This window comes from Nocardia amamiensis NBRC 102102 (assembly GCF_001612745.1).
Classification (GTDB): Bacteria; Actinomycetota; Actinomycetes; order Mycobacteriales; family Mycobacteriaceae; genus Nocardia; species Nocardia amamiensis.
In genome coordinates this window covers 18,531-32,619 of record NZ_BDBA01000150.1, presented here as the reverse complement: position 1 = coordinate 32,619, position 14,089 = coordinate 18,531, and the positions used below count along the sequence as shown (strand labels likewise).

The 14,089-nt window shown below is 65.2% G+C and carries 14 protein-coding genes and 1 pseudogene; 5 read left to right on the top strand and 10 right to left on the bottom strand.

The window, feature by feature from the left end; all coding sequences use genetic code 11:
- Positions 1–140 precede the first annotated feature (140 nt).
- The 3 genes from NA4_RS25780 to NA4_RS25770 all read right to left on the bottom strand — a co-directional run bounded on the left by NA4_RS25780 (position 141) and on the right by NA4_RS25770 (position 2,289).
- Complete coding sequence (locus NA4_RS25780; RefSeq protein WP_067475229.1) at positions 141–800, bottom strand: hypothetical protein; 660 nt, start codon at positions 798–800, stop codon at positions 141–143.
- On the bottom strand, positions 790–1,359 hold the full coding sequence (locus NA4_RS25775; protein WP_218022411.1) for a TetR/AcrR family transcriptional regulator: 570 nt from the start codon (positions 1,357–1,359) through the stop codon (positions 790–792). Before NA4_RS25775 ends, NA4_RS25780 begins: the two co-directional genes overlap by 11 nt.
- Before the next feature lie 114 nt (positions 1,360–1,473).
- Positions 1,474–2,289: an NAD(P)H-binding protein gene (locus NA4_RS25770; protein WP_067475226.1), complete on the bottom strand. Its 816-nt coding sequence runs from the start codon at positions 2,287–2,289 to the stop codon at positions 1,474–1,476.
- Positions 2,290–2,424: 135 nt separating this feature from the next.
- Between NA4_RS25770 and NA4_RS39455 the strand changes: the two are divergent.
- Positions 2,425–4,223 (top strand): annotated as a pseudogene (locus NA4_RS39455) (acyltransferase family protein); the annotation flags it as partial.
- Positions 4,224–4,247: 24 nt separating this feature from the next.
- Here NA4_RS39455 and NA4_RS40760 read toward each other — a convergent pair.
- Positions 4,248–4,493 carry a hypothetical protein gene (locus NA4_RS40760; RefSeq protein ID WP_157129301.1) on the bottom strand — a complete coding sequence of 82 codons (246 nt, stop codon included), beginning with the start codon at positions 4,491–4,493 and terminating at the stop codon, positions 4,248–4,250.
- 556 nt (positions 4,494–5,049) lie between these two features.
- Between NA4_RS40760 and NA4_RS25750 the strand changes: the two genes are divergently transcribed.
- Positions 5,050–5,946, top strand: a complete 897-nt coding sequence (locus tag NA4_RS25750; protein ID WP_245671591.1) for a TetR-type transcription factor C-terminal domain-containing protein — start codon at positions 5,050–5,052, stop codon at positions 5,944–5,946.
- Positions 5,947–5,998: 52 nt separating this feature from the next.
- Here the strand turns inward: NA4_RS25750 and NA4_RS25745 are convergent, their stop codons facing one another.
- Together NA4_RS25745 and NA4_RS25740 are read right to left on the bottom strand one after the other, a co-directional pair.
- Positions 5,999–8,803 carry an aminotransferase class I/II-fold pyridoxal phosphate-dependent enzyme gene (locus tag NA4_RS25745; protein WP_067475204.1) on the bottom strand — a complete coding sequence of 935 codons (2,805 nt, stop codon included), beginning with the start codon at positions 8,801–8,803 and terminating at the stop codon, positions 5,999–6,001.
- Positions 8,804–8,944: 141 nt separating this feature from the next.
- Positions 8,945–9,343: a hypothetical protein gene (locus tag NA4_RS25740; protein ID WP_067475201.1), complete on the bottom strand. Its 399-nt coding sequence runs from the start codon at positions 9,341–9,343 to the stop codon at positions 8,945–8,947.
- 317 nt (positions 9,344–9,660) lie between these two features.
- On the opposite strand from NA4_RS25740, the gene NA4_RS25735 reads away from it, so the two are divergent.
- Positions 9,661–9,960, top strand: coding sequence for a hypothetical protein (locus tag NA4_RS25735; RefSeq protein WP_067475236.1), 300 nt, complete (start codon positions 9,661–9,663; stop codon positions 9,958–9,960).
- Positions 9,961–9,971: 11 nt separating this feature from the next.
- Here NA4_RS25735 and NA4_RS25730 read toward each other — a convergent pair whose 3' ends face one another.
- The 3 genes from NA4_RS25730 to NA4_RS25720 form a co-directional block, all read right to left on the bottom strand.
- Positions 9,972–10,913 carry an aminoglycoside phosphotransferase family protein gene (locus NA4_RS25730; RefSeq protein WP_067475198.1) on the bottom strand — a complete coding sequence of 314 codons (942 nt, stop codon included), beginning with the start codon at positions 10,911–10,913 and terminating at the stop codon, positions 9,972–9,974.
- Between the two features lie 381 nt (positions 10,914–11,294).
- The gene (locus NA4_RS25725) at positions 11,295–11,699 is read right to left on the bottom strand and encodes a hypothetical protein (protein ID WP_067475195.1); all 405 of its coding nucleotides are present in this window, start codon (positions 11,697–11,699) and stop codon (positions 11,295–11,297) included.
- 9 nt (positions 11,700–11,708) lie between these two features.
- Positions 11,709–11,990: a hypothetical protein gene (locus tag NA4_RS25720; RefSeq protein ID WP_157129300.1), complete on the bottom strand. Its 282-nt coding sequence runs from the start codon at positions 11,988–11,990 to the stop codon at positions 11,709–11,711.
- A gap of 264 nt (positions 11,991–12,254) precedes the next feature.
- Between NA4_RS25720 and NA4_RS42825 the strand changes: the two genes are divergently transcribed.
- Complete coding sequence (locus NA4_RS42825; protein WP_245671590.1) at positions 12,255–12,455, top strand: hypothetical protein; 201 nt, start codon at positions 12,255–12,257, stop codon at positions 12,453–12,455.
- Positions 12,456–12,497: 42 nt separating this feature from the next.
- On the top strand, positions 12,498–13,034 hold the full coding sequence (locus NA4_RS25710; protein WP_067475185.1) for a Scr1 family TA system antitoxin-like transcriptional regulator: 537 nt from the start codon (positions 12,498–12,500) through the stop codon (positions 13,032–13,034).
- Between the two features lie 15 nt (positions 13,035–13,049).
- On the opposite strand, the gene NA4_RS25705 is transcribed toward NA4_RS25710, so the two are convergent.
- A complete protein-coding gene (locus NA4_RS25705) occupies positions 13,050–14,024 on the bottom strand; it encodes an RNA polymerase sigma factor SigF (protein ID WP_373862830.1) in 975 nt (324 codons plus the stop codon).
- Positions 14,025–14,089: the final 65 nt, after the last annotated feature.

Sequence of the window (14,089 nt, the reverse complement as noted above, 5' to 3'; positions counted from 1 at the left end):
CTAAGGAACTGCTGTTCGCCTTGTATGTCAATGCAGGAACCTCCGGGACAGGGCTGCTCCGTGGATGCATTCCGTTCGCCGCCACCTAGAAATCCATGGATTTCGTATACCACTCGAGGAGATGCAGCAAGGACCGGCGCTCACCGGGGAGTGTCGCGGCAGCCCGGCTCGGCTGCATTTTCCTGTCGAATGCTGGGGTGCGAACGACCTCGGACGGCAATGGGTGCCTCCGGAATCAAATGGCAGACCAGCAGTTTGAGATAGAACAGCGGGATGAACCAGGCCAGCAGCGCCGGCACCGGTAGGGCGATCAGGTTGATCAGGAGCGCAGTCATGTAGGCCGCCATGGCGACTGGACGGCGCAAGTCGGCCGGCACGGATTCGATCAGCAGCGCGGACCCGATCAGCAGCAGGGTGTTGCCGGCGAACCACACCGGATCGGCGAGCAGCACCACGCCGACGACAGCGAGATGCACGGTATGGACAGCGACGAACGCCAACCTGCCCCGGGATGAGGGAGTGCGGTGGTACCAGCGTTTCGCCGAGTTCGTTGCGTTCGTCAATACACCTCCGACAAGGTCGGCGGCGATAATGGCCAGCACCACGACTTCGGCGATACTGCGGTCGGACAGCATCGGCCAGCAGTATGTTGCGAGAAGCAGAAGGCACATCGCACCGCCGATGTATTCGACGGCGGACTCCGCCCGAGTCTTTCCGGGACCCATGAACCGTTCCAAGCGCCCGGCCCATCCCGGCGGTGTCGCCGGAATCGCCCAATCGATATGGAGATCACTGCGCATGCGGAGGTCCCCACAATCCGGCGAGGAGACTGAAGATCTGAAAGGGGTGACCGCCACCCGCAAGTGCCCAATTGTCACCGACGCGTAGCACGGCGGCGGACGCCGCGCTCAGCAATTCGCGGTCCACGTCCGCGCGGATGACGCCGAGAGCGATGCCATTGTCGATCACGGCGGCCAGCCACGATTGCTCGTTTCCGGCGGGAATCCGGGCTATGGCGGCGTCGGCGAGGGCTCGATCGAGTGGGTTGTCCTCGAGGAAGCGGACGAGTCGGGCCGAGTCGTCGCTGAGCCGTTGCCAGAACGCGTCCGCGGTATCCGCCGGGACCCAGCTGCCCAGTTCTCGGCGCAATCGATCGGAGACATCGGACAGCACCAGACCGAGTATGTCGTCCTTGCCGTCGAAGTACTGGTAGGCAGAGCTCTTGGAGATGCCTGCCTTGGCGATGATCGTGTTGTACGACGCGGTCTCGGGGCCGTGCTGCGCGAATTCGGTCTTCGCCGCCTCGATGATGTCGTGTTGTCGCTCGGACGGTAGCCGGTAGAAGCGAGGTAAGGGCATGTACCGATGGTACACACTGCCGGTTCGCACCGGAAGTATTGGCCGCATGGTTCCGGTAGATACGGCCACCCCCGATCGGCAGGTCCTGCGCTCCGCGGACCCGCCGTGGGACGATCAGCGGAAGGCGTCGGCGTGAGCCGTTGCCCATTGTCCGAACGTGCGCGGCGCGTGGCCGGTGACCTCTTGGACGGTTGGGCGGACGATGGATTCGTCGATGGCTCCGTTTACGTAGAAGTCGAAGAACGCGTCCACGTACTCCACCGGAGTGGTTCGGAGCATGTCGGCGCGGGCCTCGTCATCGGTGAGGCCCTGGCAGGTGAGGTCGCGGCCGGTGGCTTCGGCCAGGATCGCGACCTGCTCGGCCGGTGTGAGCGGCTCCGGGCCGGTGGGCCAGAGGATTTCACCGTGGTGACTATTCGCGCGCAGTACTGTGGCGGCTACTGCGCCGAGGTCCTGCGGATCCAGGGCAGCGGTGCGAACCTCGGGGAACGGCGCGCGAACCACGTCCCCGTCGCGCAGCTGGGGGAGCCAGCGCAGGGCATTGGAGGCGAAGGCGCAGGGCCGCAGAATGGTCCATGCCGCACCGCATTCGGTTGCCTCCTGCTCAGAGGCCATCATGTAGCGGGTGATGGTGTTGGAGGTGTCGCCGGTACCCGCGGAAACACCCGAGAGCTGCACGATGTGCTCGACGCCCGCCTTTGCGGCCGCCTGCGCGACCCCGGGATAGCCGGGCAGCAGGAACAGCGCGCGCACCCGGTCGAAACTCAGCGTCTCGGGCGATGTGAGATCGCCCGCGAGGGCTTCCGCCCCTTGGGGCACAACGGCGCGCTGGGGATCACGCACCAGCGCCCGCACTGGTTCTCCGGCCGCGGCCAGGGCCTGCACAACTTCCGCGCCGACATTGCCGGTCGCTCCTGTCACGAGGATCATTACGCCAATCCTTGCAGACCTCAGGCGATTTCGCTCCCACCGTTGCAGGGCTGCAGCACACTGTGCAACCTCGATCGAGGGTGCTCGAGTTCACCAACAGGCCATGGTCCGCCCGAGCGAGCAGACCTAGCGGTCGCACGGGATCGGCTCGGCGACGGGATCGCCGGTGCTTTGTACGCCGGGAACTACCGTCTCGCACGGCGCGGCACCGACTACCTGGCCGGCGATACTCTTCCGTCGCCATTTCAGCACTTCTGGTCGCTCGGTGTGGAGGAGCAGTTCTATCTGCTCTGGCCCGCACTGATCGCTGTCACAGCATGGTTCGCGCGGCGGCGCCGAATCGGATCGTCCGCTGTGTTCCCGTATCTGAGCGTTGTTGCGGCGGTCGCCGCGCTGTCCTTCGCGATCTCGCTGATCTGGACCCGCACGCTGCCACCGTGGGCGTACTTCTCGCTGCCGACGCGGGCCTGGGAGCTGGGCACCGGCGGCATGATCGCGTTGTCGGCCTGCGCGTGGTCCCGGCTGCCGAAATCGGTCGCTGCCCCTGCCGGATGGATCGGCTTGATCCTGATCGTCGCGGCGTGTACCCAGCTGAACGGGAAAACACCGTATCCTGGCACCGCAGCCTTGCTACCTGTCCTCGGCACCGCCCTGGTGATCGTATCCGGTTGTGTGGAAACACCATTCGGGGTTGCTCGCGGACTGACGCTGCGTGCGCTGCGGGCGATCGGCCGCGTGTCGTACTCGTTCTATCTGTGGCACTGGCCGGTATTGCTGCTGGCACCGCGCGTGCTCGGTCACCAGCTCGGCTGGGGTGGCTCGATCGGCGCGGTCATGATGGCAGGCGGACTCGCCATGCTCACGTTGTGGCTGGTCGAGAATCCGGTCCGCTTCGCCGCCCCGTTGCGCAGGTCGGCCGCACGCAGCCTGGCCTGTGGCGGCGTGAGCACCGCGGTGGCCGCTTGTGTGGCACTGCTGCTGCTCATGCTCATTCCCGTCCCGGTCGGCCGTGGCGCGGCAGCCCCGGCCCTGACGCTCGCCACGCCTGCTGCTGCCAGCGGCGACGCGCGCGACGGGGCGGTCCGGCAGCTGACCGACCAGACGCAGGCCGCTGTCGCTGCCTCGGCCGAAATCCGTGCTGTTCCATCGAATCTCACGCCCTCGCTCGCCGATGCCCCCGGTGACAAGGCGGCCGTGTTCCTCGACGGCTGCGTGCGGTCGTGGCGTGATGTGGGACAGGCCGAGTGCGCCTCAGGCGATCCGGACTCGCCTACGACGGTGGCCCTGGTCGGCGATCCCATGCGGCGATGTGGCATCCGGCGTTCGAGTCGATCGCCGCGCAGCGGCACTGGCGGCTGGCGACCATGGCCAAGGTCACCTGCCCGTTGCTCGGCCTGCCCATCACCAGCCCTTATCTTGGCCGGGAGTACACCGAATGCGAGCAGTGGCGCGACCAGGTCCTGACTCGGCTGCGGGCTGAACGCCCCCGGTTGATCGTGGTGAGCATGTCCCGGCGCTACGGCGCCGACTTCGGCTTCGTCTCCTACGACCAGGCCTGGATCGACAGCCTGAACCGCTTGGTCGGAGGGCTGCGAGCGACCGGAGCGGCGGTCCTCGTTCTCCGGGCGATCCCCGATCCGCACACCACCGTGCCTGCGTGCCTGTCCGACCATATCGACAATGCGGCGGCATGCACGCCGGCACGTTCGGTCGCGGTCGATGACGCGGGTATCGCGGCCGAGCAGGCGGCAGCCACCGCCGCCGGCGGCCGGTACGCCGATCTGACCTCGCTGTTCTGCACTGCCGCCCGCTGCCCCCTCATCATCGGTGACAACCTGGTGTACCGCGACGACAATCACCTCACCGTCGGTTACGCCAGGACACTCGCACCGGTCATCGCCGCACTCGCCGACCGTGCGCTCGACAGCGGCTGAGCCGGGAGCAGCACCACACAGTCATCACGGTGTTCTTCCTTCTTGCTCCTTGGCCTCATGGAGTAGGACCGCTTCACGAGCTTCACCTGGGCGTGGAAGCTCCGGAGTAAGGAAGGACTGTTTGGCCCATTCATATGCGTAGAGCGCTCTCCGCATCCAGTGCGAGGGACAATCTTGAAAATCATCACTGGGGTGCGGATCGTCCATCACCAGGGCTTCCATAGCCGCGTGAAACCCAGCTCTGTCGATATCTATTTCGGGAAAATACATGCTCAGTCCTTATTTTCAAGTCAGTGTGAGGCACCTCCGGCAACGGCAGCGATAGCAAGTGACAGCAACATACGGACCGCACTTGCCTGTCTGCTGGGAATGAACGACGTCAGCAACCCGCGGCCCGGCTGCCGCAAGCCCGAGGATCGGCTCGACGTGTTCGCTGTTCCGAGGCCGGTGGTGCGCGAACCGGCGAATGGTGGCGAAGGTCTCGTCGCGACAGTCCTGCTCGTGAGCGGCCGGATCGCCGGTGCGCGTCAGGAGACACCACGGAAGCGGGTTCGGCGCCGGGCTGGGCCGGATGCTGCCGCGGCACGCACCTCGTAGGCTCCTCGGCAGTCGGGCGCCACTTCCCCCAGTGCGTCGACGAGTCGTCGAGCAAGTCGAGAAGGGCCGGCACCTCGGCCATCGCGCATCCTTCCGTTCACTGGATGGCTGAACATGCACCGTACGTTCGCTAGGTAATGTTCAGGTTGTGACCATGCTCACCGCATACCGCGAAACTGTCAAGCCTCTCCTGATATTTTCTGCGCTCGGGCGATGTAGCATGTTCAGTGTGTCTGAACAGGCAATGGTGGGTGAGGATGCCGGCGACACCGGTGCGGGGCATCTGGTGCGCCGGGCTCGGACAGCGGCTGGAGTCTCGCTGCGGGAACTGGCGCGCAGGGTCGACGTCAGCGCTGGAACCCTCAGCGCCATCGAGAACGGCAAAACACCGCTGACCGTCGACCGACTCGACCGGATCGCTGCCGAACTCGGTGTCTCCACCATCGACATTCTCACCGCCCGGCTGACCGCAGCCGCCGACGCGACCGGCCCCTCGCCTGCCCGTTCGGCCGGTGACGGGCAAACTTGGCGCAGCTTCGAGCCCCTGATCCTTGATCCTGTTCTCGGTGCGGCGATCGCCGCATTCATGCAAACCGGTTACCACGGCGCGACGATGAGGAGCATCGCGGCGAACGCCGGTATGAGTGTCGCCGGCGTCTACCACTACTACCGGAGTAAACAGGACCTGCTGGTCGCCATCTTCGACCTCGGAATGTCCGAACTGCACTGGCGAATTCCGGCAGCCCGCGACGACGGCGTAACCGTGGTCGAACGATTCGCCAATATGGTCGAAGCCCTCGCGCTGTTCCACACGCACCGTGGAGACCTCGCGTTTATCGGCGCCAGCGAAATGCGCAGCTTCGACGAACCCAACCGCTCCCGAATCGCCGCTCTGCGCACCGATATCCAGCGATTGATCGACGATCAAGTTGCCGCAGGCATCCGGGCAGGCGAGTTCACCACCCCCCACCCCCGCGAAGCCGCCCGCGCTGTCGCCACCATGTGTACTTCCCTGCCGCAGTGGTTCCGCCCCGGCGGCCCCATCTCTCGCCACCAAATCGCCGTCGAATACGCGCAATTCGCCGTCGACATCATGCGCGGACACACGCGACCCCGGCCGTCATAGCCCATAGTCCATCGGGAGGGCTGTACGACATTCGGCTGTGCGGCACAACAGCTCACGAGATCCCGACCCGACGGTGGCTTGCCGGCGCCGGAGCTGCTTCCGGTGCACCACCGGACGCCGCGGCATGTGCGTGCCGAGCCGCGGCAAGCCGCGCGAGCGCGGCGTCGGTGAAGACCGACAACCCGAGGTCGGGGTTGTATCCGTGTATTTCCTTGACGTCGAGCTCGGCCAGGAAATACAGGATCTCCGTCGAGATCACCTGCCCTGGGACCAGCACCGGGAAACCGGGCGGGTAGGGGACCACGAAGGTGGCGGACACCAGCGGTTTCCCCTTGGCCAGTCGGCGCCCGGCGTCGCCGAGCAGGACGTGTTCGCGGTCGGACTCCTCATATCCGGCGTAGAAGGCCGATCGCATGTCGCCGAACGAGCTGGCGCCGTCGGGACGAAACGCGCTGTCGAACTCGCTGAAGTCGGGCAGCGCAGGCAGATCCTTGGTGATCTCGTCGACCCGGCGCTGTTGCAGGGCGCGATCGGCCTTACCGTCCCCGCCCCGGCTGCTCTCGAAGTCGGTAGCCACCCGGCGCAGCACGTCGAGCAGGTAGTGCACGCTCGACCAGGTGACGCCGATCGTGAAGATCAAGAGCACGCTGTTGATCGAGGTCTTGTTGATCTGGATGCCGAACCGGTCCATCAGGATCTTCTCGCGGAAGTCGTACCCGTTCATGCCGGTCTTGCCGATGAACAGGGTGACCCGAGTCGGGTCGAGCACGAACTGATCGGACCGCCACGCCTCGTTCCACTCTGCCAGGCCACCCTGCCTGACCTGCCGGTACGAGCTGACTTCAGAGGCACGGAACTCGTCGGGCACCAGGTCGTCCTCGTCGAGGATGCGGAACCATTTGCCGATCAGCCGGTCTTTGCGGACACGGTGCCGGAATACCAAGGCCATGTCGTAGACGTTCCGGACCAGCTGGAAGCCCTCGATGTCGACCTGCCGCCGCGCCAAGTCCAGCGATGCGAGGAGTTGCTGGTTCGGCGACGTCGAGGTGTGGGTCAGAAACGCCTCGGCGAACGCCTCGCGGACGAGAGCTTTGAAATCCTGGTCGCGGACATGGATCATCGAGGCCTGCCGAAGCGCGGACAGCGACTTGTGGGTGGAATGCGTCGCGTACACGCGTACCCGCGCGCGTCCTGGATCGGGAAGCAGCCGGTGCTCGCTCCACTCGGCACGGTCGACTCCCTGCATTGACGCACGCCAGTTGCGGTATTCCTCGGCGTATCCGGGTGACGACAACGCTGATTCGAGTTGCTGGGCGGCAACCATCGCGGTCCGCTGTCGTGCCCACGGCACCGCGGTTGCGAACGCGTACCACGCCTCGTCCCACAGGAAGCAGATGTCCGGCTTGATCGCCAGGACCTCCTCCATCACGCGCCGGGGGTTGTAGACGATGCCGTCGAACGTGCAGTTGGTCAGCAGCAGCATCCGCACTCGGTCCAGTTGCCCGGCCGCCTCGAGGTCCAGCAGCGCCTTCTTGATGGTGGGCAGGGACACGGCTCCGTAGATCGCGAACGGCTCGAGCGGGTAGGCGTCCAGGTACATCGGGTACGCCCCGGCGAGCACCAGACCGTAGTGGTGCGACTTATGGCAATTGCGGTCGATCAGAACGATGTCGCCCGGCCGGGTCAGGGCCTGCACGACAATCTTGTTCGCGGTGGATGTCCCGTTGGTCACGAAGTAGGTCTGGTCGGCACCCCATGTCTCGGCGGCTTTGTCCATCGCCGCCCTGATCGTGCCGTGTGGGTCCAGCAGCGAGTCCAGCCCGCCGGAGGTGGACGACGTCTCGGCCATGAAGATGTTGCGGCCGTAGAACTCGCCCATGTCCTGCAGCGACTTGGAGTTGAAGATACTGGCGCCCCGCGCGACGGGAAGGGCGTGGAATTGGCCGACCGGCGCGGCCGCATAGGTACGCAGGGCGTCGAAGAACGGTGTTGCGAACCGGCTCCGGACGCCGGCGAGGACCGTGCTGTAGAGGTCGGTGACGTCGTTGAGCCGATAGAACGTGCGATCGTAGACGTCCGGCTCGTCCTCGGTCTCCGCGGCGATCGACTCGTCGGTGAGCAGATACAGGTCGATATGCGGCCGCAGCTCCCTGATCCACTCGCCGCATTCGATCCAGTCGTCGGTGCGGTCGGTGACGACCACGTCGTCGTTCGCGCCGAGCAACGTGGTCATCAGCGGTAGCCGGTCGCGTGAACGAAGCGGCAGGTCATGCCGGATGATCGCGGCCTGAATCTCGCCGTTCAACGCGACGGCGGTGATGGCGTCCTCGATGCTCGCCACGACGAGCAGCTCGAACTGCACATCGTCCGACGGGTCGCGCAGCGCCCGCAGGCTCTCCGCCAAGCCTTCGGGAGCCTCGGGCGGAGAATCGTCGCCGAGCAGAACGGTGTAGAACTGCTGCTGTTTGGCCCGCGCCACGAGTTCCTGATCGGCCAACGGCGCGGATGTGTCGAACACAGCCGCGCGGTCGCCGTACTCGGAGAGCAGGCGCACGGCCAGCGACACTTCCTCGGTGAGCCGGACCGTTGCAAGATCGGCGAGATATCCGCGAAACGCCGCCAGTCTTGCCGCGCCCGGGTACAGCCAGTAGCGCTCGTAGGCGCAGAGACGATCGAGGAGGCGCCGCACCCGGGCGGCTTCGTGGGTGGTGTCCAGCCCGGCACCGTTGACATCGGCGAGCCGGCGGCACGCGTCGTCGAGCAGATTCCACGTGTCGATTCGCGAGTACGACGGGTTCGCTACCGCCGCCAGTGCGGAAACGCTGAGCCCTTTCGGGCGCTCGCCGTCTCGGTGCATGTCGTCCGTCTCGCCCCCTCGAGCAGTGGGCGAAGTGATCTGTCGAACACGACCGATCACATCCTGGAACCTTCATCCCTGCCAATATTGTGCCCCGCCGAAGATCGAATTCCTACAGCCGGGGAACCCTCAGGATCAATGTCACGGGCTGCGCGGCGGCTGCTCAGGGTCAGCTCCCTTCTGCGTCCCACCTGACTTCGAGTCCGGATCGACCTTATCCGCGCGCTCCCACTCCTTGCCCAACTCGGTTCGCGATTCCGCCGCCTTGTTGTGATGCATGTGTGCTTGCTGGGCAAGCTGCTCGGCTTGCGCGGCCTTGGCCTCGCCTTCCGCCTTTGCCGCCCGGCTCTTGGCGGCCGTCTCCTCCGCCCGCGCTTCCCTCTGAGCGACCTCGACTTCCCTTTCTGCCGCGCGGTCACGGATACCTCGAGCCTCGACCCGCTGCTGTTCGCGCCGTTTGCGCATAAATAGCCACCCCCCGACCAGCAACATAACCACAGCGGCGACGACAATGATCACGATCAGAATGGTGGTGCTCATCTCTCGACTCCTCGCACTCTCCCCCCTCTACCCTAACGCCACTCGACCACCCCCGAGCTGCGAAAATGCACGAGCCGACCGCTCGATAGCGCTGGCGACCACCCCGCCAGGTGGTACCGCAGGCACGTGCGGGGATGTTCTCAACTTGAGGTCGCAACCGAAAAGTGGTTTCGCGAAGCTGTCTATGGTTAATCGTGAGAGAACGCCCGGTGCTGGCTGTCGGCGCCGATGACGATCGCGTCGGAGGTGGGCCCTCGCAGCCTGAGTCCGCCATTCAGCTGGCTGACTGCCAGGACAGCAGGAAGGAAGCAGGACACATGTTGATGATCACCCCCGCGGCCATCGAGGCCGTTCGTAGTATCACGTCTGCGCAGGGAGCGCCGGAGGACGCCGGGCTGAGGATCTCCACGGCGGACGGCGCGGAGACACTCCAGCTCGCGGTGTCCGCGGGACCGGCCGAGCAAGACCAGGTCCTCAATGCCGAGGGGTCACGGATCTTCCTGGATCAGGAGGCCGCCGCTTTTCTGGACGACAAGATCCTCGACACCGGACTGGACCCCAACGGCCAAGGCACCTTCGTCCTTGCCCAGCAGGACCGGGACGCCTCGGGCAACTGAACCGCTGAGGGTCAGGCCAGCGCGGTCGCGACGGTCAGGTGTAGCCGCAGGTCATCGGGTTCTTGGTCGTCGAAGGCCCAGACGATTTCCTCCATGGCACGCATGAACGCCCAGCCGCGGGCCCGATCGACGTCGACGTCCAGTGCGGTCGCGGTGCGTTCGACGACCCCGCGAGCATGTTCCGGGTCGGGTGCGCTCTGTACCTGGATCATCACCAGGAATCCCGCGTCGAAGGCCGACTCACCCAAATACGCCTTCGGATCGATGAGCAGCCACGACTCCCGTTCAGCCGCAACGATATTGCCCAGGTGCGTGTCCCGATTGACGATCAGCAGCGGCCCGTCGGGCACCGCCAGCTTTTCGCACCACTCTGCCGCCCTCGCCAGGAGCTGTCCGGGAATAACCTGCGTCACAGCGGGTTCCGGATCGACGAAGAGCCGCCTCCATTCCGCCACCAGATCGGTGGCCGCGGGCAGCGCGGGATATCCCTGCGGAACGCCGACGGGCTCGCGCCGCAGCCGCCGGTACAACCGGCAGGCGAGTTCAACCTTCTCGACATTCTCCGGCCGCCCCTCGAGACTCGGAAACCCCGGCTGGTACACCAGTTCCGTCCCCGGCCGCGCCCATTCGAGCAGCATCGCCCCGGACCCGCCATCGAATTCGTACAACCGGACGGCTCCCTCGCCCCGATAGCAGAACAGCCCGGTCGGCTCCCCTCGGTTCTCCTCGTCGACGACCGGCACCTTCAACACCGCCACCGATCCATCACTACGCCGAACCGGAGCAACATACGAATGCGTACCGCCCCCGAATCCGTCCCCGATCACCTCCAACCCCCATGCCGCACATCGTGCATCCACGACAGCAGGCAACTCGGCGAGCCATCGACGTCCGCGTTCCCCGAAAATCTGACCGACATTGTCAGCGACATCCTGCGGCAGTGAAATCGGCATCCGACCAGCCTGCCCGCCGCGCGCCCGGAGAGGCAAACCTCGCAGTGTGCTCCGGTCTGCGACCGAATCCCGGCAACTGGGATCCCGGCAAGGGGTGACCGTCGGTGTCGGCGCGCGGCGATCAATCAGCGAGCCCAGCACCGGTTGCATACGCCGCGTCGGCGTCGGCGTGCTTCAGCGGCCGTCACTTCCTCAACCGGTGAAATGTCAGCGCCACGTCGACGCGCATTCCCGATTCCTTGCTGGTACCCCGGACAGTCGGTACCGCGGTGAAAGACCCGTCCGGCCGTGGTGATGATGCCGATCGTGTCATCGGGAGGCCACGGCACCTTGAACTGGCTGGGTCCGTGCCCCTGGGCTTCTCTCATCGTGCGACTCCAGTTACCGCTGTCCCTCTACCATCCCTCGGAACTCCTCCGCATGCGGTCCTGTCAGGGAGTATGCAACCGCAGCCGGTTCCGCCGGCCCGTGCGCACCCTTCGGTGCTCCAGGGACGATCGACTGCACCAGCTCCTTGACCTGATCGAACGTCAACGCCTGCTGTGGCGCTGACGGATCGAAGTCATTGATTTCCTCGCGGTTCAGCGGTGTTCCGCCGTGCCGGGGCCAGTGCAGCTCCAGCAGTGACAATGGCTCCGCGGTCAGAATCGCGGCCAGCAGGTCCTCGACACCGATCCAGTTGTGCCCATGCTCCTCGGCAATGGCCGCGGCCCGCTTAAGGGCAACGATCGCCGCAGGCGCCGCTCCCGTGATCGTGACAGTCGACTCATCCCGCTCGGTGGTCATCGCTGCACCCTACCGAGCGCGGTACCGGGTGTCGCCGCCGAACTCCAGGATCTCCAGCGGTTCCGGATAGCCGTAGAAGCCGCCGAAGCACCAGATCCGGGTGGATTTGCCGGGAGCCGGACACGCCACCTTGTCCTGGCGGGTCACCGGCTGTTCGGCGCAGCGGATGACGATCCCACCACCATCGACGCAGTCCGAGATCGTGATAGCCCCCGCCGACCCCATGCCGAGCAGCATGGTGGCGAGCGTCAAGGTGACAGTAGCGCCGAGGCGAGACATGAAGGTACGCATGGAAATCCCCCTGACTAAACAGCGCCCTGCCTACACGACGGGACGTCAGTGATGTATTCAGCTACGCGGTACTGAGACATCGGCTGTCGGATGCTCAGGCCGTAACCGCAGCAATGCACTCGTGCCAGATACTGCACTGTTCCCCTCGCCATGCGTTTGCGATGCCTTGGTGTCGGTAGTCAAAACGGCACGTGCCCAACTCTTTTCGCTTCCGACAGAGGTACGTACGTCATCCAGGGATGGCGGATCGGTCCTGACGGGTCCGTGATCGAGATACCCCACATCCTGTTGGGCTTCCTCGAACCCGGAACGTGCCTGGGCGCGACGCTCACTGACACCGGCCGCGGTACCTTCACGCTCAGCGGTGCCACAGTGACTGATCTGGAAGCCTTGCAGCAGATGAATCTGCCTGACCATGAAACCGCCATCGAGGTGCCGATGGGAAAGGAAATCCGGCCCGTATGAAGCTGATTCAGGGTGAGGAATTCGTGTAAGGCCAAACAGCAGATGCCGGATCTCATCGCGACGCTGCGCAATGTCGAAGCGGCTTATGTCGAATGGAAGCGGATCGCCGGTATCAAGCGCAAGCAGCAGCAACTCCACACCCTGGAAGAAGAAACGCGCCTGACTAGATGGTTCGAGCCGGTCATCGTGCCGGGCCTGCTGCAGACACCGGACTACATGCGGGCGTTACTCGGCAAAGTGACCGCCTTCTACGGCCACGACGAACCGCTGGACGACGGGATAGCGGCTCGCCTCGAACGTCAGCAGGTCCTGCGCCGAGGCAATCACCGCTTCAATTTGGTCACGGACGTCCGCGACCATCCGCACCGCCCGCTCACGCAGCTCCAGCGGCTACTTCTTCGAACTCACGGATTTCATCCTTCCTCAACAGATGAAGTCTCCGGACATGCCGGGGGGATTCACGCTTTTGCCCCGCTCGCCGCCTGGTGGGCGTCGGTGGGCTGTCCCGAGTCTCCGAGGACGGGTTCGTTGTTCTTGGCAGAGGTTCTGCCCGACTCTAAGGGTAGGCTGGCCCCTTGACACAACTTCTTGCCGTTACTGGATCGTGCCGCGCTTGGATTGCTCCCTCAGTTGTGCGATGGCCTTGGCCAGGATCCGTGACACGTGCATCTGTGAGATGCCCATCTGCTGCGCGATCTGTGTTGGGGTCATGTGCTCGAAGAATCGCATGGTGAGGATACGGCGCGTGCGTTCGGGCAGGCCCGCCAGCAGCGGCCGGATCGCCACATATTCCTCGACCTGGTCGAACTGGGACTCCTCCTCACCGAGGGTCTCCAACAGTGAGGCCTCGATATCGTGGCCCACCGAGACCGCGTCGATCGAACTGGGTTGGTAGGCGTTGCCTGCGATCACCGCCTGGGTCACCTCGTCGGGGTCGATCTCCAGCTCGGCGGCGATCTCCTTGGCGGTGGGAGAGCGGCCCAGTGTCTGCGACAGCGCGTCGATTGCCGCGCCTATGCGCAGGTGAGTTTCCTTGACCCGCCGAGGAACTCGCATCGCATAGGTGTTGTCGCGGAAGTAGCGGCGGACCTCGCCCATGATCGTCGGCACCGCGAAGGACAGGAAGTTGGAGCCGCGCGAGATGTCGAAGCGGTCCACCGCGTGTACCAAGCCGACGCGGGCGACCTGGGTCAGGTCGTCGTAGGGTTCACCGCGGCCGGAGAACTTGCGGGCGATGTGGTCGGCCAGCGGAATGCAGCGGCTGATCAGCTCGTCGCGCAGCTCGCGCCGACGGCCGGGATCCTTGGCGCCGGCCAGCTCCTCGAAAAGTACTGCGACGTCCTGATACCCGGTGCTCCACCCGTCAGCCTCGTCTGGGTAGTCGGTGGTGTTGTCTCTATCGTCGGGCGCGATTATGTCCTGCTCTGCCAGCAGCGCTCGGCTGGCGTCGCCGCCGCCTGGATACCTTGGTGACACAGGCTGGCTCTGCGTCGAATTCGCCGAATACCCACTCGACGGTGCGTCGAATTCATGACGTTCGGGTTCAGAACGACCGAACACGCTGCGCATGATATGGTCCACGCCGACCGGGGCGATCGGGGTGGCGTCGGCCTCGGCGTTGGCGCGGTCGAGCC

Coding starts and splice junctions, on each gene's coding strand:
- NA4_RS25730 (WP_067475198.1), bottom strand. CDS start 10,913: ATGCCGATTTCACTGCCGCAGGATGTCGCTGACAATGTCGGTCAGATT.
- NA4_RS40760 (WP_157129301.1), bottom strand. CDS start 4,493: ATGTATTTTCCCGAAATAGATATCGACAGAGCTGGGTTTCACGCGGCT.
- NA4_RS25735 (WP_067475236.1), top strand. CDS start 9,661: ATGTTGATGATCACCCCCGCGGCCATCGAGGCCGTTCGTAGTATCACG.
- NA4_RS25775 (WP_218022411.1), bottom strand. CDS start 1,359: ATGCCCTTACCTCGCTTCTACCGGCTACCGTCCGAGCGACAACACGAC.
- NA4_RS25710 (WP_067475185.1), top strand. CDS start 12,498: ATGCCGGATCTCATCGCGACGCTGCGCAATGTCGAAGCGGCTTATGTC.
- NA4_RS25720 (WP_157129300.1), bottom strand. CDS start 11,990: ATGCGTACCTTCATGTCTCGCCTCGGCGCTACTGTCACCTTGACGCTC.
- NA4_RS25780 (WP_067475229.1), bottom strand. CDS start 800: ATGCGCAGTGATCTCCATATCGATTGGGCGATTCCGGCGACACCGCCG.
- NA4_RS25725 (WP_067475195.1), bottom strand. CDS start 11,699: ATGACCACCGAGCGGGATGAGTCGACTGTCACGATCACGGGAGCGGCG.
- NA4_RS25705 (WP_373862830.1), bottom strand. CDS start 14,024: ATGCGCAGCGTGTTCGGTCGTTCTGAACCCGAACGTCATGAATTCGAC.
- NA4_RS25745 (WP_067475204.1), bottom strand. CDS start 8,803: ATGCACCGAGACGGCGAGCGCCCGAAAGGGCTCAGCGTTTCCGCACTG.
- NA4_RS25770 (WP_067475226.1), bottom strand. CDS start 2,289: ATGATCCTCGTGACAGGAGCGACCGGCAATGTCGGCGCGGAAGTTGTG.
- NA4_RS25740 (WP_067475201.1), bottom strand. CDS start 9,343: ATGAGCACCACCATTCTGATCGTGATCATTGTCGTCGCCGCTGTGGTT.